Here is an 18,983-nt window from a genome sequence, read left to right on the forward strand (position 1 = left end):
GAGGACCCTTTGTACGGGGACCAGGGGTGGGGAGGACAGCAGCCCGCGGCCGGTCATGCTCCGTACGCCGGCGAACCGCAGCAGCAGTATCCGCAGGACCAGTACCAGCAGGGTCAGCAGTACCAGGAGGGCCAGCAGGGCCAGCAGGGCCAGCAGTACCAGTACGGGCAGGACCAGTACGGCCAGGGCCAGTACGACACCGGGCAGGGTCAGTACGACACGGGGCAGGGTCAGTACGACACGGGGCAGGGCCAGTACCACGACCCGTACCGGCAGGGCGGTCAGCAGCAGTACCAGGACCCCTACGGGCAGCAGCCTCAGAACCAGCAGCAACAGCCCTACGACGGCGGCGGCTGGGACACCGGTCAGCACTCCGCGGTGCCGTACGGCACCGACCCGTCGGCAACCTACGGCGGCGAGCCCGCCGGATACACCACCCGCCAGGAAGCCGACTACTACGGCACCCCCGACGCCTACCCGCCGCCGCAGCCGCCTGCCCGGCGTCGCGCCGAGCCGGAGCCGGCCACCGACTGGGACGCCGAAGCCGCGAAGGAGGAGACCCACCCCTTCTTCACCGGCGACGACGGCCGTGACGAGGACGACGGCTACGACGACGAAGCGCGTGGCGGCGGCGACGATGGCGGCCGCGACCGCCGCGGGAAGCCGAAGACCAAGAAGAAGGGCGGCCGCAACGGCCTGGCCTGCCTGGTGGTCGCGGCGGTCCTCGCGGGCGGCCTCGGCGCCGTCGGATACTTCGGATACCAGTTCTGGCAGGGCCAGTTCGGCGAGGCTCCCGACTTCTCCGGCACGGGTGTCGCGGAAACGGTCGAGGTGACCATCCCCAAGGGCGCCGGCGGTTACGAGATCGGCGGCATCCTCAAGGAGAAGGGGGTCGTCAAGAGCGTCGAGGCGTTCGTCTCCGCACAGACGAAGAACCCCAAGGGCCCCACCATCCAGGACGGCGTCTACCTCCTGAAGAAGGAGCAGTCGGCCGAGAGCGCGGTCGAGTCGATGCTCAACCCCGCCAGCCGCAACAACCTGACGATCCCCGAGGGCACCCGCAACGCCGCGGTCTACACGTCGATCGACAAGAAGCTCAAACTCAAGCCGGGAACGACGGAGTCGGTCGCGGAGACCAGGGCCGACAACCTCGGGCTGCCCGACTGGGCGAAGAACCACAAGGACGTCAAGGACCCGCTCGAGGGCTTCCTCTTCCCGGCCGCCTACCCGGTCTCGCGGGGCGACAAGCCGGAGGCGATCCTCAAGAAGATGGTCGCCCGGGCCAACCAGGAGTACGAGAAGGCCGGCCTGGAGTCCAAGGCCAAGGGCCTCGGCCTCGAAAGTCCGTGGGAGCTGCTCACCCTCGCCAGCCTGGTCCAGGTCGAGGGGAAGACGGAAGACGACTTCCGCAAGATGTCCGAGGTCATCTACAACCGTCTCAAGCCCGAGAACACCGAGACCAACCAGCTGCTCCAGTTCGACTCCGCCTTCAACTACCTCAAGGGTCAGAGCAAGATCGACATCTCTGAGGACGAGATCAACAGCAACCAGGACCCGTACAACACGTACACCCAGAGGGGTCTGACGCCGGGGCCCATCAGCAACCCCGGGAACGAGGCCCTGACGGCGGCCCTCAACCCGACGGACGACGGCTGGCTGTACTTCGTGGCGACGGACGGCATGAACAAGACAGAGTTCGCGAAGACACTCGCCGAGCACCAGAAGCTGGTGGACAAGTTCAACGACTCGCGGGGCAACTGATGGCGCCGTCCCCCGATCCCTCTCCGTCCCGTCACCGGGCGGCGGTCCTCGGCTCGCCCATCGCGCACTCGCTGTCCCCGGTGCTGCACCGCGCCGCCTACGCCGAACTCGGCCTCGGCGACTGGTCCTACGACCGGTTCGAGGTCGACGAGGCGGCGCTGCCGGGCTTCGTCGCGGAGCTCGACGCGTCGTGGGCAGGCCTGTCGCTGACGATGCCGCTCAAGCGGGCGATCATCCCGCTTCTCGACGGGATCAGTGACACCGCTGCCTCCGTCGAGGCCGTCAACACCGTCGTGTTCACCGGCGACGGCCGCCGGGTCGGCGACAACACCGACATCCCCGGCATGGTCGCGGCGCTGCGTGAGCGAGGTGTCGAGGAGGTGGACTCCGCCGCGATCCTCGGCGCCGGGGCCACCGCGTCCTCCGCCGTCGCCGCTCTGGCCCGCGTCTGCAACGGCCGGGTGACCGCGTATGTGCGCAGCGAGGCGCGGGCCGCGGAGATGCGCGGCTGGGGCGAGCGACTGGGCGTCGACGTCCGCACCGCCGACTGGTCGGACGCGGCCGAGGCACTGCACGCGCCCCTCGTGATCGCCACCACGCCCGCCGGCACGACCGACGCCCTCGCGGCCGCCGTCCCTGTCGCGCCCGGCACCCTCTTCGACGTGCTGTACGACCCGTGGCCGACGGCCCTGGCGGCGGCCTGGTCGAAGAACGGCGGCAGCGTCGTGGGCGGTCTCGACCTCCTGGTGCACCAGGCGGTGTTCCAGGTCGAGCAGATGACGGGCCGCTCACCCGCGCCGCTGCGGGAGATGCGTACCGCTGGTCAACACGCGCTCGAAGCCCGCTAGGATCGGCGCGTTCGATCAGGAGCACGTCAACAGCACAGGGGGAGTCCGGCCATGGAAACCGGTCAGCCGCAGGCGTCGATCGCCAAGAACATCTTCGAGGGCATCGTCTCGTTCCTGCCCGACTGGCTGCAGATCCCGATTCTGTGCCTGATCGTCCTGCTGGTCGTCCTCGGCTGGGCGGCCTCGATCCGCAGGAAGATCGCCCGGCGCCGTGCCGCGCGCAACCCGCAGCCGGTGCCCGTGGCGGCCGGCAACCAGGGCAGCGGCGCGGACTTCCTCGGCCCGTACGCCCCCGCGCAGCAGGTACAGCAGGCTCCGCAGCAGTCCAGCGGCGCCGACTTCCTGGGGACGTACGCGCCGCAGCAGCGCCGCGACGGCGACTGACCGGCTCGGGACCGACTGCGCACGGGCGTCCGCCAGGTGGACCGGTGGCCGGGCGCGGGGCGCGGCCGTGGGAGGATCGGGGGAGGCGGGCCAGGGCCGCGCCTCCCCGGCCGCTGCCGGGAGGTTCCCCCAGGCCGAGCCGTCGCAGTTCCACGCGCGAGCATGAGGAGCACCGTTGAGCAGGTTGCGTTGGCTGACCGCGGGCGAGTCGCACGGACCCGCACTGGTGGCGACGCTGGAGGGTCTTCCCGCCGGTGTGCCGATCACCACCGACATGGTGGCGGACCACCTCGCGAGGCGGCGCCTCGGTTACGGTCGCGGTGCCCGGATGAAGTTCGAACGCGACGAGGTCACCTTCATCGGCGGCGTGCGCCACGGCCTGACCATGGGCTCGCCGGTGGCGGTCATGGTCGGCAACACCGAGTGGCCGAAGTGGGAGAAGGTCATGGCGGCCGACCCCGTCGACCCCGACGAGCTCGCCCAGCTGGCCCGTAACGCCCCGCTGACACGCCCCCGGCCCGGTCACGCCGACCTTGCCGGTATGCAGAAGTACGCGCTCGACGAGGCCCGCCCGATCCTGGAGCGCGCGAGCGCCCGCGAGACGGCGGCCCGGGTCGCGCTGGGCGCGGTGGCCCGCTCCTACCTGAAGGAGACGACGGGCATCGAGATCGTCTCCCACGTGGTCGAGCTGGCCGCGGCCAAGGCCCCGTACGGTGTCGTTCCCGTCCCCGCCGACGAGGAGCGCCTGGACGCCGACCCGGTCCGCTGCCTGGACGCCGACGCGAGCAAGGCGATGGTCGCCGAGATCGACCAGGCCCACAAGGACGGCGACACCCTCGGCGGCGTCGTGGAGGTCCTCGCGTACAACGTGCCGGTCGGCCTCGGCTCGCACGTCCACTGGGACCGCCGGCTCGACGCGCGTCTCGCCGCCGCCCTCATGGGCATCCAGGCCATCAAGGGCGTCGAGGTCGGCGACGGCTTCGACCTGGCCCGCGTGCCCGGTTCCAAGGCGCACGACGAGATCGTGTCCACCGACGAGGGCATCCGCCGCACGTCCGGCCGGTCCGGCGGGACCGAGGGCGGCATGTCCACCGGTGAGCTGCTGCGCGTCCGCGCCGCGATGAAGCCGATCGCGACCGTGCCGCGCGCCCTGCGCACCATCGACGTCGAGACCGGCGAGCCCGCGGCCGCCCACCACCAGCGCTCCGACGTCTGCGCCGTGCCCGCCGCGGGCATCGTCGCCGAGGCGATGGTGGCGCTGGTCCTCGCCGACGCCGTCGCGGAGAAGTTCGGCGGCGACAGCGTCACGGAGACCCGCCGCAACGTCCGCTCGTACCTCGACAACCTGCACATCCGATGAGCGCCCCGCTGATCGTCCTCGTCGGGCCGATGGGCTCGGGCAAGTCCACGGTCGGCGAGCTCCTCGCCGGCCGGCTCGGCGTGGCCTTCCGGGACACCGACGCGGACATCGTCGCCGCCGAGGGCCGCGAGATCTCCGACATCTTCGTCGAGGACGGCGAGGACCACTTCCGTGACCTCGAGCGTGCGGCCGTCCGGTCCGCCCTCGCGGAGCACCCGGGCGTACTCGCCCTCGGGGGCGGCGCGATCCTCGACGAGGGGACCCGCGAGCTGCTCACCGGCCTGCCCGTCGCCTACCTGTCGATGGACGTGGAGGAGGCGGTGAAGCGCGTCGGGCTCAACGCGGCCCGTCCGCTGCTCGCCGTCAACCCCCGCCGGCAGTGGCGCGAGCTGATGGACGCCCGCCGGCCCCTCTACAACGAAGTGGCCCGCGTCGTCGTGGCCACCGACGACCGGACCCCCGAAGAGGTCGCACAGGCGGTCCTCGACGCACTGGAGCTGAAGGACGCATGACTGACCAGGCAGTGACCCGTATCCAGATCGGCGGAACGGCCGGTACGGACCCGTACGAGGTGCTGGTCGGCCGGCAGTTGCTCGGCGAACTGCCGGGCCTGATCGGGACCAGGGCCCAGCGGGTGGCGGTGCTCCACCCCGAGGCGCTCGCGGAGACCGGTGAGGCGCTGCGCGCGGACCTCGCCGATCAGGGCTACGAGGCCGTCGCGATCCAGGTGCCGAACGCGGAGGAGGCCAAGACCGTCGAGGTCGCGGCGTACTGCTGGAAGGCGCTCGGCCAGACCGGGTTCACCCGCACCGACGTCATCGTCGGCGTCGGCGGCGGCGCCACGACCGACCTCGCCGGGTTCGTCGCGGCCAGCTGGCTGCGCGGCGTGCGCTGGATCGCCGTGCCCACCACCGTGCTCGCCATGGTCGACGCGGCCGTGGGCGGCAAGACCGGCATCAACACCGCGGAGGGCAAGAACCTCGTCGGCGCGTTCCACCCGCCCGCCGGCGTGCTGTGCGACCTGGCGGCGCTGGACTCGCTGCCGGTCAACGACTACGTCAGCGGCATGGCGGAGATCATCAAGGCCGGCTTCATCGCCGACCCGGTCATCCTCGACCTCGTCGAGGCCGACCCGCAGGGCGCCCGCACACCCGCCGGTCCGCACACGGCCGAGCTGATCGTGCGCTCCATCCAGGTCAAGGCCGACGTCGTCTCCAGCGACCTCAAGGAGTCCGGACTCCGCGAGATCCTGAACTACGGGCACACCCTCGCGCACGCCATCGAGAAGAACGAGCGCTACAAGTGGCGGCACGGCGCGGCCGTCTCCGTCGGCATGGTCTTCGCCGCCGAACTCGGCCGCCTCGCCGGGCGGCTGGACGACGCGACCGCCGACCGGCACCGCACGGTCCTCGAGTCCGTCGGACTCCCGCTGACCTACCGCGGCGACCAGTGGCCCAAGCTGCTGGAGACCATGAAGGTCGACAAGAAGTCCCGCGGCAACCTGCTGCGCTTCATCGTCCTCGACGGCCTCGGAAAGCCGACCGTTCTCGAAGGGCCCGACCCGGCCGTCCTGCTCGCCGCCTACGGCGAGGTCTCCGCATGACCCGCCGGGTGCTCGTGCTCAACGGCCCCAACCTCGGCCGCCTCGGCTCCCGCGAGCCGGACGTCTACGGCGCGACCTCCTACGCCGGTCTGGTGGACACCTGCCGAACCCTCGGCAAGGAGCTCGGTTTCGACGTCGACGTGCGCGAGACGAACGACGAGGGCGAGATGATCCGCTGGCTGCACGAGGCCGCGGACGGTTCAATTCCGGTCGTTCTCAACCCCGGTGCGTTCACGCACTACTCGTACGGGATGCGCGACGCCGCCGCTCAGCGCACGGCCCCGCTCATCGAGGTGCACATCTCCAACCCGTACACGCGCGAGGCGTTCCGCCACACCTCTGTGGTGGCCGCGGTCGCCAGTGGCACGGTGGCCGGCTTCGGCATCGGCTCCTACCGGCTCGCGCTGCGCGCGCTGGCGGAGGAAGTCGGCGGCTGACGGGCCGACGGGTGGAGCGGGGCACTTCTAGCCGCCCCGGACCGTTGTCGCTACGGCGGCCGGGCCCGGTCGCACATCCGGGCGGCACCGGGAGGGTACCGTTCGGTAGCACGGCGGCCGTCGGCCGTCCGACAGAACGTCAGTCGTACGAGACGGAGTGGCACCGGATGCAGCACGCAGTGGGGGCTCCGCTGCCGCCGCCCCACGGACCGGGGCGGGGACCGACCGGATGGATGCACGGTGCGCAGCACCCGGGCCCCGGCCCGGGGCTTCCCGCGGGGCCGCCACCGCCGCCCGCGGCGCCTGCCGGGCCTCCGCCACCCCCGCAAGGCTCTCCGGGGCCCGTGACGCCTCCTGGCCCGCCCGGCCCGGCACCGCACGGCGCCCCGCCGCAACCCTCCCGTGAGACGACGGGCCACATCCAGCTCCCGCCCGGCGGGCTGGTCCCCATACCCGCCCCGCCCCCGGCGGACAGCGGCACAGGCACCGCCATGCTCGCCGTGCTCCTGATCGGCCCGGCCGGCGCGGGAAAGACCACGGTGGCCCGCCACTGGGCCGACCACCGGCGGGTGCCGACGGCGCACATCAGCCTCGACGACGTCCGGGAATGGGTGTGCTCCGGCTTCGCCGACCCACAGTCCGGCTGGAACGACAACTCCGAGGCCCAGTACCGCCTCGCTCGCCGCACCTGCGGCTTCGCCGCCCGCAACTTCCTGGCCAACGGCATCTCCTGCATCCTCGACGACGCGGTCTTCCCCGACCGTCCCGCCGTCGGCCTCGGCGGCTGGAAGCGCCACGTCGGCCCCGGCCTGCTGCCCGTGGTGCTCCTGCCGGGCCTCGAGATCGTCCTCGAACGCAACGCGGAGCGCAGCGGTAACCGGCGCCTCTCGGACGAGGAGGTCGCCGGCATCCACGGGCGGATGGCCGGGTGGTACGGGTCCGGCCTGCCGATCATCGACAACTCGAAGTACGACGTGGAGACGACGGCGCGCGTCCTCGACGACGTGCTCGCGCGAGCGATCGCGAGCCCCCCGAGCTGGTAGGCGGGGCGGGCTGTGCCCGATGCGTCACGGACCGCGGCCCGGTGGGCTTTCGCGCCCCCTGCGGCGGCTGAGGTTCCAACGCCGGGCGGGCGTTCCGCATCGGCCCACGGCGGCAGAGGAGCCTTCGCACGGCGCCCGGCGGGAGCTGTCCGGCCTCGCTGCGGGTACGCCCGGCCGTAGGGGAGTGTGAGGCGTGGGCCCGCCGGGCGCAGGGGGGAGCCCCCGAAGCGCCCCACGGAGCGCGGTGCGAGGCCGTGCGGCGCCCGGCTCGGGGAAGTGGGGGACTTCCCCGCTGCCATAGGGCCGCGGGGACTTTCGCTGCCGTAGGGCCGGCGGAACGCGTTCCGCCGGCCGGACCCGCTCGGCCGCGTCACCGGGCCCGCAGCCTCCCGCGCTCGTACGCTCGAAGAATGTCTGAGGTGTATGGGGTTCGTCGTGGCCGACTGCGCGATCGATGCGCCGCTACCGGCAGCGCGGCGGCCCTGATCTCCCGGCCCGCGAACGTCCGCTATCTCGCCGGAGGGGCTCCGCCCGGCGCTGTGCTGCTCCTCGGTCCCGCCGACGACGTGCTCGTCTGTCCCCGCACGCCGACCGGCGATCCCGCCGACGGCCGCCCCGACGAGGGGCTGCGGCTCGTCGTCATGCAGACGTCCGCCGGCGACGCGGCGGTCGCCGCCGCCGAGCTGGCGCGTACGGAGGGCGTCGAGTCGCTGGCCGTCGAGGAGCACCATCTGACGGTCGCCCGGCACCGTGCGCTCGGATCGGTCGCGCCCCGGCTGCGCCTCGCCGATCTCGGGCTCGCCGTCGAGCAGCAGCGGATCGTCAAGGACGAGGACGAGATCGCCTGTCTGCGTATCGCGGCGGAGATCACCGACCAGGCCCTCGGGGAACTGCTCGAGTCCATCCTCGTGGGCCGCACCGAGCGGCATCTCGCCCTCGAGCTGGAACGTCGTCTGGTCGACCACGGCGCCGACGGCCCCGCGTTCGCGACCTCTGTCGCCACAGGCCCGAACTCGGGGCGAACTGGACACCGTCCGGGTGACCGGCGCGTGGAGGAGGGTGATTTCCTCTCCGTCTGCCTCGGCGCGAACTACCGCGGCTACCGGTGCGAGATCGGCCGTACCTTCGTGATCGGCACGACTCCGGCCGACTGGCAGATCGAGCTCTACGAGCTCGTCTTCGCCGCTCAGCGGGCCGGCCGGGAGGCCCTGCTCCCCGGGACCGCGTACCGCGACGTCGATCACGCGGCACGGCAGATCCTGGATGTCGCGGGCCACGGTGAGGAGCTCCCGCCCCGTACCGGGCACGGTGTCGGGCTCGAAATCGACGAGGACCCGCAGCTCGCCCCTGCGGCCATGGGTAAACTGGACGCTTGTGTGCCGGTCACCGTCGAACCGGGGGTCCACCTCCCGGGCCGGGGCGGGGTCCGGATCGATGACACGCTCGTCGTGCGCCAGGAGGCGGACGGCGGACCCGAGCTACTCACCATCACGACCAAGGAGCTGCTCGCGCTGTAGCGAGCCGCGGTGCGAAAGACTTGGTCGTCCACCCAGCGTCAGTCCAGGAGATTCCGCAACCGTGGCTTCCACGAACGACCTCAAGAACGGCATGGTGCTCAAGCTCGACGGAGGCCAGCTCTGGTCCGTCGTCGAGTTCCAGCACGTCAAGCCCGGCAAGGGCCCGGCCTTCGTGCGCACCAAGCTCAAGAACGTGCTCTCCGGCAAGGTCGTCGACAAGACCTTCAACGCCGGCGTGAAGGTCGAGACGGCCACCGTCGACCGCCGCGACATGCAGTTCTCTTACATGGACGGCGAGTACTTCGTCTTCATGGACATGCAGACCTACGACCAGCTGATGGTCGACCGCAAGCAGGTCGGCGACGCCGCGAACTTCCTCATCGAGGGCTTCACCGCCAGCGTCGCGCAGCACGAGGGCGAGGTGCTCTACGTGGAGCTCCCGGCCGCCGTCGAGCTGACCGTCCAGCACACCGAGCCCGGCGTGCAGGGCGACCGTTCCACCGGTGGTTCCAAGCCCGCCACCCTGGAGACCGGCTACGAGATCCAGGTCCCGCTCTTCATCACCACTGGTGAGAAGATCAAGGTCGACACCCGCTCGGGCGACTACCTCGGCCGGGTGAACAGCTAACCGTGGCTGCCCGTAACAAGGCCCGCAAGCGCGCCTTTCAGATCCTCTTCGAGGCCGACCAGCGCGGGGCGACCGTGCACACGGTCCTCGCGGACTGGGTCCGGCACGCCCGTACCGACGAGCGGCAGCCGCCGGTCGCCGAGTACACGATGGACCTCGTCGAGGGGTACGCGGAGCACGCGGACCGCATCGACGAGCTCATCGCCACCTACGCCGTCGGATGGACCATCGACCGCATGCCGGTCGTGGACCGGAACATCCTCCGGCTCGGCGCGTACGAGCTGGTCTGGAAGGACGAGACCCCTGACGCGGTGGTGATCGACGAGGCGGTGCAGCTCGCCAAGGAGTTCTCCACGGACGAGTCTCCGGCCTTCGTGAACGGCCTGCTGGGCCGTTTCAAGGACCTCAAGCCGAGCCTTCGACGCGACTGATCCGCGTCCCGGTCGGTTTCACCAGGCCCGGGGCGGAAGACGAGAGTCTTCCGCCCCGGGCCTGGTGTTTTCCCGGCAGGCAGGCAGGCAGGCAGGCCGGGCGGGGGCGTGGCGCCTGCGGTGTCAGCCGCGCCGGGGTCGCGGGGGAGCGGACCCGAGGAATGCCCGGGGGCCGGAACGCCGGAGGGCGGGGCCGGTGGAATCCGGCCCCGCCCTCCGGCGTGACGTTTTTTCAGAAGTGCGGCGGAGCTCCGGGTCAGCTCTCCTCGTGCGCCACCGCACGGCGCGCGTCCGCGTCCAGCACACCCCAGCTGATGAGCTGCTCGGTCAGGACCGACGGCGACTGGTCGTAGATCACGGCCAGGGTGCGCAGGTCGTCCTGGCGGATCGACAGCACCTTGCCGTTGTAGTCGCCGCGCTGCGACTGGATCGTCGCCGCGTACCGCTGGAGGGGGCCGGCCTTCTCCTGGGGGACGTGCGCCAGGCGCTCCAGGTCGAGCACGAGCTTCGGCGGCGGCTCGGCGGCACCGCCGGGCGTGGTGCCGGGCAGCAGTTCCTGCACCGGGACGCCGTAGAAGTCCGCCAGCTCGGCGAGGCGCTGCACCGTGACGGCACGGTCGCCGCGCTCGTAGGAACCCACGACAACGGCCTTCCAGCGGCCCTGCGACTTCTCCTCGACGCCGTGGAGGGACAGCCCCTGCTGGGTGCGGATGGCGCGGAGCTTGGCCCCGAGCTGTTTTGCGTATTCGCTGGACATATAGCTCCCCGGACGCAGTGACGACGTGCGGCTCCGCCGCGTGGCTGGTAACTCACTGTGAGGTTACGCAGCGTTACTTGGATGAGTCAAGCCGAATGGGTCCGGACCGGTTCCGGCCGGCGGCCGGGGGACCCGGATCAGTTCATCCATCAAGCCCTGGTAACGTGGAGCGCGCAATTCCGACGTCCTTTAAGGTCCGTCCCGTGAGGCGGAGAAGGAGGTCCGTTTCCTATGGACGCTTCCAGTAGTTCCGATGCCGCCAGGCCCGTTCTCGAAGGCCCCGACATCGCGCGGGTACTGACCCGTATCGCCCATGAGATCGTCGAGCGCGCCAAGGGCGCCGACGACGTGGTTCTCCTCGGCATCCCGACCCGCGGTGTGTATCTGGCCCGCCGGCTCGCCCAGAAGCTCGAAGGCATCACCGGCCGCAAGATCCCGGTCGGCTCCCTCGACATCACCATGTACCGCGACGACCTGCGGATGAAGCCCGCCCGTGCGCTGGCCCGCACCGAGATCCCCGGTGACGGCATCGACGGCCGTCTCGTCGTCCTCGTCGACGACGTGCTCTTCTCCGGCCGCACCATCCGCGCCGCGCTCGACGCCCTCGGCGACCTCGGCCGGCCCCGGGCCGTGCAGCTCGCCGTCCTGGTCGACCGGGGCCACCGCGAGCTGCCCATCCGCGCCGACTACGTCGGCAAGAACCTCCCCACCTCGCTGCGCGAGACGGTCAAGGTCCAGCTCTCGGAGGAGGACGGCCGCGACACCGTCCTGCTCGGTGTGCGGGAGACCGCCCCCGCCGCGGAGCGCTAGCGCCCCCGTACGGCCACCCATTCGTACGGCGTGCCCTTCCGCGCGCCCGCATGCCTCGCAAACCTCCACAGACCTGGAGAAACCCTCCGATGATGCGTCACCTCATCTCGGCCGCCGACCTCACCCGCGACGAAGCCGTCCTCATCCTCGACACCGCAGAGGAGATGGCCCGGGTCGCCGACCGGCCGATCAAGAAGCTTCCCGCCCTGCGCGGCCGTACCGTCTGCAACCTCTTCTTCGAGGACTCCACCCGCACCCGGATCTCCTTCGAGGCCGCCGAGAAGCGCCTCTCCGCCGACGTCATCAACTTCGCGGCCAAGGGCTCGTCCGTCTCCAAGGGCGAGTCTCTGAAGGACACCGCCCAGACGCTGGAGGCGATGGGCGTCGACGCCGTCGTCATCCGGCACGGCGCGTCCGGCGCTCCCTACCGCCTCGCCAACTCCGGCTGGATCGACGCCCCCGTCATCAACGCCGGCGACGGCACCCACCAGCACCCGACCCAGGCCCTGCTCGACGCCTTCACGATGCGCCGCCGCCTCGTCGGCAAGGACGACGGGATCGGGCAGGACCTGGCCGGCAGGCGCATCACGATCGTGGGCGACGTACTGCACAGCCGGGTCGCCCGCTCCAACGTGGACCTGCTGCACACCCTCGGCGCCGAGGTCACCCTCGTCGCCCCGCCGACCCTGGTGCCGGTCGGCGTGGAGACCTGGCCCTGCGAGGTCTCCTACGACCTGGACTCGACCCTGACCAAGTCCGACGCGGTGATGATGCTGCGCGTCCAGCGCGAGCGGATGAACGCCGCGTTCTTCCCCACCGAGCGCGAGTACTCCCGGCGCTACGGCCTGGACGGCGAGCGGATGGCGCGGATGCCGGAGCACGCGATCGTGATGCACCCGGGGCCGATGGTCCGCGGCATGGAGATCACCGCCGAGGTCGCCGACTCGCCCCGCTGCACCGTCATCGAGCAGGTCGCCAACGGCGTGTCGATCCGCATGGCGGTGCTCTACCTGCTGCTCGGCGGCAACGAGTCCGACGCCCCCACCACGAACACCCGTACCGAGGAGAAGTAAGACGATGAGCAAGACCCTGATCCGCGGTGCGAAGGTACTCGGCGGCGAGCCCCAGGACGTACTGATCGACGGCGCGACCGTCGAGCGTGTCGGCACCGGCCTCGAGGCCGGCGACGCGACCGTGATCGAGGCCCAGGGGCAGATCCTGCTGCCGGGCCTGGTCGACCTGCACACCCACCTGCGCGAGCCGGGCCGTGAGGACTCCGAGACGGTCCTCACCGGCACCCGCGCCGCGGCGAGCGGCGGTTACACGGCCGTGTTCGCCATGGCCAACACCTTCCCCGTCGCCGACACCGCCGGCGTGGTGGAGCAGGTCTACCGGCTCGGCAAGGAGTCCGGCTACTGCGACGTCCAGCCCATCGGCGCGGTCACCGTCGGCCTCGAAGGCAAGAAGCTCGCCGAGCTCGGTGCCATGCACGAGTCCGCGGCCGGCGTCACCGTCTTCTCCGACGACGGCAAGTGCGTCGACGACGCCGTGATGATGCGGCGCGCGCTGGAGTACGTGAAGGCCTTCGGCGGCGTCATCGCCCAGCACGCCCAGGAGCCCCGCCTCACCGAGGGCGCCCAGATGAACGAGGGCATCGTCTCCGCCGAGCTCGGACTCGGCGGCTGGCCGGCCGTCGCGGAGGAGTCGATCATCGCCCGCGACGTCCTCCTCGCCGAGCACGTCGGCTCCCGCGTCCACATCTGCCACCTCTCCACCGCCGGCTCCGTCGAGATCGTGCGCTGGGCCAAGTCCCGCGGCATCGACGTCACCGCCGAGGTCACCCCGCACCACCTGCTGCTGACCGACGAACTGGTCCGCTCGTACAACCCGGTCTACAAGGTCAACCCGCCGCTTCGCACCGAGCGCGACGTCATGGCGCTGCGTGAGGCGCTCGCCGACGGCACGATCGACATCGTCGCCACCGACCACGCCCCCCACCCGCACGAGGACAAGGACTGCGAGTGGGCCGCCGCCGCCATGGGCATGGTCGGCCTGGAGACCGCGCTGTCCGTCGTCCAGCAGACGATGGTCGAGACGGGACTGCTCGACTGGGCCGGCGTCGCCGACCGGATGTCCTTCAAGCCCGCGGTCATCGGCGGGGCCAAGGGCCACGGACGGCCCGTCTCGGCTGGTGAGCCCGCGAACCTCACCCTGGTCGATCCGGCATACCGTGGAGCGGTGGACCCCGCGGGCTTCGCCTCCCGCAGCCGCAACACCCCGTACGAGGGCCGTGAGCTGCCGGGACGCGTCACGCACACCTTCCTGCGGGGCCGGGCAACGGTTGTGGACGGGAAGCTGGCGTGACACCTGCACTGATGATTCTGGCCGCCGAGCAGAAGTCGGCGGAGGTGACGGACTGGGCCGCCCGCATCGGCTGGGTCGTCGGACTGCTGGCCTTCGTCGCGTTCGTCTACTGGCTGATGCGCCAGGGATGGAAGTGGCGCGGCAGCCTCCAGTCGGACCTGCCCGAGCTGCCCACCGCGCCCGCGGAGCCCGGCGAGGCCAGACTGACGATGACGGGCCGCTACCACGGCTCCACCACCGCCGGGCAGTGGCTCGACCGGATCGTCGCCCACGGACTCGGCACCCGCAGCCGCGTCGAGCTCACGCTCACCGACGCGGGACTGGCCGTGGTACGTCCCGGCGCGCAGGACTTCTTCGTACCGGTCCAGGCACTGCGCGAGGCCCGGCTCGACAAGGGCATCGCCGGCAAGGTCCTCGCGGAGGGCGGTCTGCTGATCGTCACCTGGGCGCACGGCGACAAGCTGATCGACTCCGGCTTCCGCTCCGACCACGCGGCCGGGCAGAGCGAGTGGGTCGACACCCTGACACACATGATCAAGACGACGGAAGGCACCGCACGATGACGACCTCCACCCGGGGAGCCGCCAAAGCTCCCGCCGTACTCGTCCTGGAGGACGGCCGCACCTTCCGCGGCCGTGCTTACGGGGCCGTGGGGGAGACCTTCGGCGAGGCGGTGTTCAACACCGGCATGACGGGCTACCAGGAGACGCTGACGGACCCGTCGTACCACCGCCAGGTCGTGGTCATGACCGCGCCGCACGTCGGCAACACCGGCGTCAACGACGAGGACGACGAGTCGAAGAAGATCTGGGTCGCCGGCTATGTCGTGCGCGACCCCGCCCGTATCCCCTCGAACTGGCGCTCCCGCCGCACCCTCGACGACGAACTGGAGGCCCAGGGCGTCGTCGGCATCAGCGGCATCGACACCCGCGCCCTCACCCGCCACCTGCGTGAGCGCGGCGCGATGCGCGTCGGCATCTTCTCCGGTGACGCCCTGGCGGACGACGCCACGCTGCTCGCCCGGGTCCTCGAAGCGCCCGAGATGAAGGGTGCCGACCTTTCCGCGGAGGTCGCCACCACCGAGGCGTACGTCGTCCCGGCGATCGGCGAGAAGAAGTTCACCGTCGCCGCGCTCGACCTGGGCATCAAGGGCATGACGCCGCACCGCATGGCGGAGCGCGGCATAGAGGTCCATGTCCTGCCCGGCACGGCCACCGCGGAGGACGTCTACGCCGTGAACCCCGACGGAGTCTTCCTCTCCAACGGCCCGGGCGACCCGGCCACCGCCGACCTGACCGTCATCAAGGCGGTGCTGGAGCGCAGGACGCCGCTGTTCGGCATCTGCTTCGGGAACCAGCTGCTCGGCCGCGCCCTCGGCTTCGGCACCTACAAGCTGAAGTACGGCCACCGCGGCATCAACCAGCCCGTGCAGGACCGCACGACCGGCAAGGTCGAGGTCACCGCTCACAACCACGGATTCGCCGTCGAGGCCCCTCTCGACAAGGTCTCCGAGACACCCTACGGACGCGCGGAGGTCTCCCACGTCTGCCTCAACGACAACGTCGTGGAGGGGCTGAGGCTGCTCGACCAGCCCGCCTTCAGCGTCCAGTACCACCCCGAGGCGGCCGCCGGCCCGCACGACGCCGCGTACCTCTTCGACCGCTTCACGTCTTTGATGAACACCGCCCTGATGGAGGCCGAGCGTGCCTAAGCGCACCGATATCCAGTCCGTCCTGGTCATCGGCTCCGGCCCGATCGTCATCGGCCAGGCCGCCGAGTTCGACTACTCCGGCACCCAGGCCTGCCGCGTCCTCAAGGCAGAGGGCCTTCGCGTCATCCTGGTGAACTCCAACCCGGCGACGATCATGACCGACCCGGAGATCGCCGACGCCACCTACGTCGAGCCGATCACCCCCGAGTTCGTCGAGAAGATCATCGCCAAGGAGCGCCCCGACGCGCTGCTGCCCACCCTCGGCGGCCAGACCGCGCTCAACACCGCCATCTCCATGCACGAGCAGGGTGTGCTGGAGAAGTACGGCGTCGAGCTGATCGGCGCCAATGTCGAGGCGATCAACAAGGGCGAGGACCGCGACCTCTTCAAGGGCGTCGTCGAGGCCGTCAAGGCCAAGATCGGTTACGGCGAGTCCGCCCGGTCCGTGATCTGCCACTCCATGGACGACGTCCTCAAGGGCGTAGAGACGCTCGGCGGCTACCCCGTCGTCGTCCGCCCCTCCTTCACCATGGGCGGCGCCGGCTCCGGCTTCGCCCACGACGAGGAGGAGCTGCGCCGCATCGCCGGCCAGGGCCTCACCCTCTCGCCGACCACCGAAGTGCTCCTCGAGGAGTCCATCCTCGGCTGGAAGGAGTACGAGCTGGAGCTGATGCGCGACAAGCACGACAACGTCGTGGTCGTCTGCTCCATCGAGAACTTCGACCCGATGGGCGTCCACACCGGCGACTCGATCACCGTCGCCCCGGCGATGACGCTGACCGACCGCGAGTACCAGCGGCTGCGGGACATCGGCATCGCGATCATCCGCGAGGTCGGCGTCGACACCGGTGGCTGCAACATCCAGTTCGCGGTGAACCCGGACGACGGCCGGATCATCGTCATCGAGATGAACCCGCGTGTCTCGCGGTCCTCGGCGCTCGCGTCCAAGGCCACCGGCTTCCCGATCGCCAAGATCGCCGCGAAGCTCGCCGTCGGCTACACGCTGGACGAGATCCCGAACGACATCACCGAGAAGACCCCGGCCTCCTTCGAGCCGACCCTCGACTACGTCGTCGTCAAGGCGCCGCGGTTCGCGTTCGAGAAGTTCCCCTCGGCCGACGCCACCCTCACCACGACCATGAAGTCCGTCGGCGAGGCCATGGCCATCGGCAGGAACTTCACGGAGGCGCTGCAGAAGGCCCTGCGCTCGCTGGAGAAGAAGGGCAGCCAGTTCGCCTTCACCGGTGAGACCGGCGACAAGGACGAGCTGCTGCGGGAGGCGGTCCGCCCCACCGACGGCCGGATCAACACCGTCATGCAGGCCATCCGCGCCGGAGCCACCCCGGAGGAGGTCTTCGACGCGACGAAGATCGACCCGTGGTTCGTCGACCAGCTGTTCCTGATCAAGGAGCACGCGGACGAGCTCGCGGCCGCGGAGAAGCTCGACCCCGAGCTGCTCGCCGACGCCAAGCGCCACGGCTTCTCCGACGCCCAGATCGCCGAGATCCGCGGCCTGCGCGAGGACGTCGTGCGCGAGGTCCGCCACGCGCTCGGCATCCGCCCGGTCTACAAGACGGTCGACACCTGCGCCGCCGAGTTCGCCGCCCGCACCCCGTACTTCTACTCGTCCTACGACGAGGAGTCCGAGGTCGCGCCGCGCACCAAGCCCGCCGTGATCATCCTCGGCTCCGGTCCGAACCGCATCGGCCAGGGCATCGAGTTCGACTACTCCTGCGTCCACGCCTCCTTCGCGCTGCACGACGCCGGGTACGAGACCGTGATGGTCAACTGCAACCCGGAGACCGTCTCCACCGACTACGACACCTCCGACCGCCTGTACTTCGAGCCGCTGACGCTCGAGGACGTGCTGGAGATCGTGCACGCCGAGTCGCTGGCCGGCCCGATCGCCGGTGTCGTCGTCCAGCTCGGCGGCCAGACCCCGCTGGGCCTGGCCCAGGCGCTCAAGGACAACGGCGTCCCGGTCGTCGGCACCCCGCCGGAGGCCATCCACGCCGCTGAGGACCGCGGCGCGTTCGGCCGGGTGCTCGCCGAGGCCGGTCTCCCGGCGCCGAAGCACGGCACCGCCACCACCTTCGCGGGCGCCAAGGCCATCGCCGACGAGATCGGCTACCCGGTCCTGGTCCGCCCGTCGTACGTGCTCGGCGGCCGCGGCATGGAGATCGTGTACGATGAGGCGCGCCTCGAGGCGTACATCGCCGAGTCCACCGAGATCTCCCCGACCCGCCCGGTGCTGGTCGACCGCTTCCTCGACGACGCCATCGAGATCGACGTCGACGCCCTCTACGACGGCACCGAGCTCTACCTCGGCGGCGTGATGGAGCACATCGAGGAGGCCGGCATCCACTCCGGCGACTCGGCCTGCGCCCTGCCCCCGATCACGCTCGGCGGCTTCGACATCAAGCGCCTGCGCGCCTCCACCGAGGCCATCGCCAAGGGTGTCGGCGTGCGCGGACTGATCAACATCCAGTTCGCGATGGCCGGCGACATCCTCTACGTCCTCGAGGCCAACCCGCGTGCCTCCCGGACCGTGCCCTTCACCTCGAAGGCGACCGCGGTCCCGCTCGCCAAGGCCGCCGCCCGCATCTCGCTCGGCGCCACCGTCGCCGAACTGCGCGAGGAGGGCCTGCTGCCGAAGAACGGCGACGGCGGCACCCTGCCGCTCGACGCGCCGATCTCCGTCAAGGAGGCCGTCATGCCGTGGTCGCGCTTCCGTGACGTGCACGGCCGCGGCGTGGACACCGTCCTCGGCCCGGAGATGCGCTCCACCGGCGAGGTCATGGGCATCGACACGGTCTTCGGCACGGCGTACGCCAAGTCGCAGGCCGGCGCGTACGGCCCGCTGCCCACCAAGGGCCGCGCGTTCGTCTCCGTGGCCAACCGCGACAAGCGCTCGATGATCTTCCCGGCCCGCGAGCTGGTCGCCCACGGCTTCGAGCTGCTGGCCACCTCGGGGACCGCCGAGGTCCTCAAGCGCAACGGCATCAACGCGACCGTGGTGCGCAAGCAGTCGGAAGGTGAGGGGCCGGGCGGTGAGAAGACCATCGTCCAGCTGATCCACGACGGTGAGGTCGACCTCATCGTCAACACCCCCTACGGCACCGGCGGCCGCCTCGACGGCTACGAGATCCGCACCGCCGCCGTCGCGCGGGGCGTCCCGTGCCTGACGACGGTGCAGGCGCTCGCCGCCGCCGTCCAGGGCATCGACGCGCTCAACCGCGGTGACGTCGGCGTCCGTTCACTGCAGGAACACGCGGAACACCTGACCGCGGCCCGCGACTAGCAACGACGAGGGGGACACCGGAAACGGT

The 18,983-nt window shown here is 71.0% G+C and carries 18 protein-coding genes; 17 read left to right on the top strand and 1 reads right to left on the bottom strand.

What is annotated here, in order from left to right; genetic code table 11:
* Positions 1-9 precede the first annotated feature (9 nt).
* The 11 genes from mltG to nusB all read left to right on the top strand — a co-directional run bounded on the left by mltG (position 10) and on the right by nusB (position 10,012).
* Positions 10-1,761, top strand: a complete 1,752-nt coding sequence (gene mltG, locus GLX30_RS35950; protein WP_159693835.1) for an endolytic transglycosylase MltG — start codon at positions 10-12, stop codon at positions 1,759-1,761.
* Entirely contained in the window at positions 1,761-2,609 is an 849-nt protein-coding gene (locus tag GLX30_RS29195; RefSeq protein WP_159693837.1) for a shikimate dehydrogenase, read from the top strand. The genes mltG and GLX30_RS29195 overlap by 1 nt, the downstream gene beginning before the upstream one ends.
* A 51-nt stretch (positions 2,610-2,660) precedes the next feature.
* Positions 2,661-2,993, top strand: a complete 333-nt coding sequence (locus GLX30_RS29200; protein ID WP_159693839.1) for a hypothetical protein — start codon at positions 2,661-2,663, stop codon at positions 2,991-2,993.
* 175 nt (positions 2,994-3,168) lie between these two features.
* A complete protein-coding gene (aroC, locus tag GLX30_RS29205; RefSeq protein WP_159693841.1) occupies positions 3,169-4,353 on the top strand; it encodes a chorismate synthase in 1,185 nt (394 codons plus the stop codon).
* Positions 4,350-4,865 carry a shikimate kinase gene (locus GLX30_RS29210; RefSeq protein WP_159693843.1) on the top strand — a complete coding sequence of 172 codons (516 nt, stop codon included), beginning with the start codon at positions 4,350-4,352 and terminating at the stop codon, positions 4,863-4,865. Before aroC ends, GLX30_RS29210 begins: the two co-directional genes overlap by 4 nt.
* Positions 4,862-5,956, top strand: a complete 1,095-nt coding sequence (gene aroB, locus GLX30_RS29215; protein WP_159693845.1) for a 3-dehydroquinate synthase — start codon at positions 4,862-4,864, stop codon at positions 5,954-5,956. The genes GLX30_RS29210 and aroB overlap by 4 nt, the downstream gene beginning before the upstream one ends.
* Positions 5,953-6,393 (top strand): type II 3-dehydroquinate dehydratase, encoded by a 441-nt coding sequence (locus GLX30_RS29220; RefSeq protein ID WP_159693847.1) that lies wholly within the window; start codon positions 5,953-5,955, stop codon positions 6,391-6,393. Before aroB ends, GLX30_RS29220 begins: the two co-directional genes overlap by 4 nt.
* Positions 6,394-6,560: 167 nt before the next feature.
* Entirely contained in the window at positions 6,561-7,436 is an 876-nt protein-coding gene (locus GLX30_RS29225) for a Pro-rich N-terminal domain-containing protein (protein WP_159693849.1), read from the top strand.
* Positions 7,437-7,846: 410 nt separating this feature from the next.
* A complete protein-coding gene (locus tag GLX30_RS29230; RefSeq protein ID WP_159693851.1) occupies positions 7,847-8,953 on the top strand; it encodes an aminopeptidase P family protein in 1,107 nt (368 codons plus the stop codon).
* Positions 8,954-9,014: 61 nt separating this feature from the next.
* Positions 9,015-9,581 (top strand): elongation factor P, encoded by a 567-nt coding sequence (gene efp, locus GLX30_RS29235; protein ID WP_005319856.1) that lies wholly within the window; start codon positions 9,015-9,017, stop codon positions 9,579-9,581.
* Positions 9,582-9,583: 2 nt separating this feature from the next.
* Positions 9,584-10,012, top strand: a complete 429-nt coding sequence (gene nusB, locus GLX30_RS29240; protein WP_005319859.1) for a transcription antitermination factor NusB — start codon at positions 9,584-9,586, stop codon at positions 10,010-10,012.
* A gap of 256 nt (positions 10,013-10,268) precedes the next feature.
* Here the strand turns inward: nusB and bldD are convergent, their stop codons facing one another.
* Positions 10,269-10,769 carry a transcriptional regulator BldD gene (bldD, locus tag GLX30_RS29245; RefSeq protein ID WP_005319862.1) on the bottom strand — a complete coding sequence of 167 codons (501 nt, stop codon included), beginning with the start codon at positions 10,767-10,769 and terminating at the stop codon, positions 10,269-10,271.
* Positions 10,770-11,000: 231 nt separating this feature from the next.
* Here bldD and pyrR point away from each other — a divergent pair, with 231 nt between their 5' ends.
* The 6 genes from pyrR (at position 11,001) to carB (ending at position 18,955) form a co-directional block, all read left to right on the top strand.
* The gene (pyrR, locus tag GLX30_RS29250) at positions 11,001-11,579 is read left to right on the top strand and encodes a bifunctional pyr operon transcriptional regulator/uracil phosphoribosyltransferase PyrR (RefSeq protein WP_159693853.1); all 579 of its coding nucleotides are present in this window, start codon (positions 11,001-11,003) and stop codon (positions 11,577-11,579) included.
* Positions 11,580-11,668: 89 nt separating this feature from the next.
* Positions 11,669-12,652, top strand: coding sequence for an aspartate carbamoyltransferase catalytic subunit (locus GLX30_RS29255; protein ID WP_159693855.1), 984 nt, complete (start codon positions 11,669-11,671; stop codon positions 12,650-12,652).
* A 4-nt stretch (positions 12,653-12,656) separates the two neighbouring features.
* On the top strand, positions 12,657-13,943 hold the full coding sequence (locus GLX30_RS29260) for a dihydroorotase (protein ID WP_159693857.1): 1,287 nt from the start codon (positions 12,657-12,659) through the stop codon (positions 13,941-13,943).
* Positions 13,940-14,506 (top strand): hypothetical protein, encoded by a 567-nt coding sequence (locus GLX30_RS29265; protein WP_244258310.1) that lies wholly within the window; start codon positions 13,940-13,942, stop codon positions 14,504-14,506. The genes GLX30_RS29260 and GLX30_RS29265 overlap by 4 nt, the downstream gene beginning before the upstream one ends.
* A complete protein-coding gene (gene carA, locus GLX30_RS29270; protein ID WP_159693859.1) occupies positions 14,503-15,654 on the top strand; it encodes a glutamine-hydrolyzing carbamoyl-phosphate synthase small subunit in 1,152 nt (383 codons plus the stop codon). The genes GLX30_RS29265 and carA overlap by 4 nt, the downstream gene beginning before the upstream one ends.
* Complete coding sequence (gene carB, locus GLX30_RS29275) at positions 15,647-18,955, top strand: carbamoyl-phosphate synthase large subunit (protein ID WP_159693861.1); 3,309 nt, start codon at positions 15,647-15,649, stop codon at positions 18,953-18,955. The genes carA and carB overlap by 8 nt, the downstream gene beginning before the upstream one ends.
* Positions 18,956-18,983 lie beyond the last annotated feature (28 nt).

This window comes from Streptomyces sp. Tu 2975, from assembly GCF_009832925.1.
Lineage (GTDB): Bacteria > Actinomycetota > Actinomycetes > Streptomycetales > Streptomycetaceae > Streptomyces.

What these genes read in the sequence shown, in the direction of transcription:
- GLX30_RS29230 (WP_159693851.1), top strand. Translation starts at nt 7,847, where the DNA reads ATGTCTGAGGTGTATGGGGTTCGTCGTGGCCGACTGCGCGATCGATGC.
- GLX30_RS29210 (WP_159693843.1), top strand. Translation starts at nt 4,350, where the DNA reads ATGAGCGCCCCGCTGATCGTCCTCGTCGGGCCGATGGGCTCGGGCAAG.
- carA (WP_159693859.1), top strand. Translation starts at nt 14,503, where the DNA reads ATGACGACCTCCACCCGGGGAGCCGCCAAAGCTCCCGCCGTACTCGTC.
- GLX30_RS29220 (WP_159693847.1), top strand. Translation starts at nt 5,953, where the DNA reads ATGACCCGCCGGGTGCTCGTGCTCAACGGCCCCAACCTCGGCCGCCTC.
- GLX30_RS29200 (WP_159693839.1), top strand. Translation starts at nt 2,661, where the DNA reads ATGGAAACCGGTCAGCCGCAGGCGTCGATCGCCAAGAACATCTTCGAG.
- aroB (WP_159693845.1), top strand. Translation starts at nt 4,862, where the DNA reads ATGACTGACCAGGCAGTGACCCGTATCCAGATCGGCGGAACGGCCGGT.
- GLX30_RS29195 (WP_159693837.1), top strand. Translation starts at nt 1,761, where the DNA reads ATGGCGCCGTCCCCCGATCCCTCTCCGTCCCGTCACCGGGCGGCGGTC.
- bldD (WP_005319862.1), bottom strand. Translation starts at nt 10,769, where the DNA reads ATGTCCAGCGAATACGCAAAACAGCTCGGGGCCAAGCTCCGCGCCATC.
- GLX30_RS29225 (WP_159693849.1), top strand. Translation starts at nt 6,561, where the DNA reads ATGCAGCACGCAGTGGGGGCTCCGCTGCCGCCGCCCCACGGACCGGGG.
- GLX30_RS29255 (WP_159693855.1), top strand. Translation starts at nt 11,669, where the DNA reads ATGATGCGTCACCTCATCTCGGCCGCCGACCTCACCCGCGACGAAGCC.
- pyrR (WP_159693853.1), top strand. Translation starts at nt 11,001, where the DNA reads ATGGACGCTTCCAGTAGTTCCGATGCCGCCAGGCCCGTTCTCGAAGGC.
- GLX30_RS29260 (WP_159693857.1), top strand. Translation starts at nt 12,657, where the DNA reads ATGAGCAAGACCCTGATCCGCGGTGCGAAGGTACTCGGCGGCGAGCCC.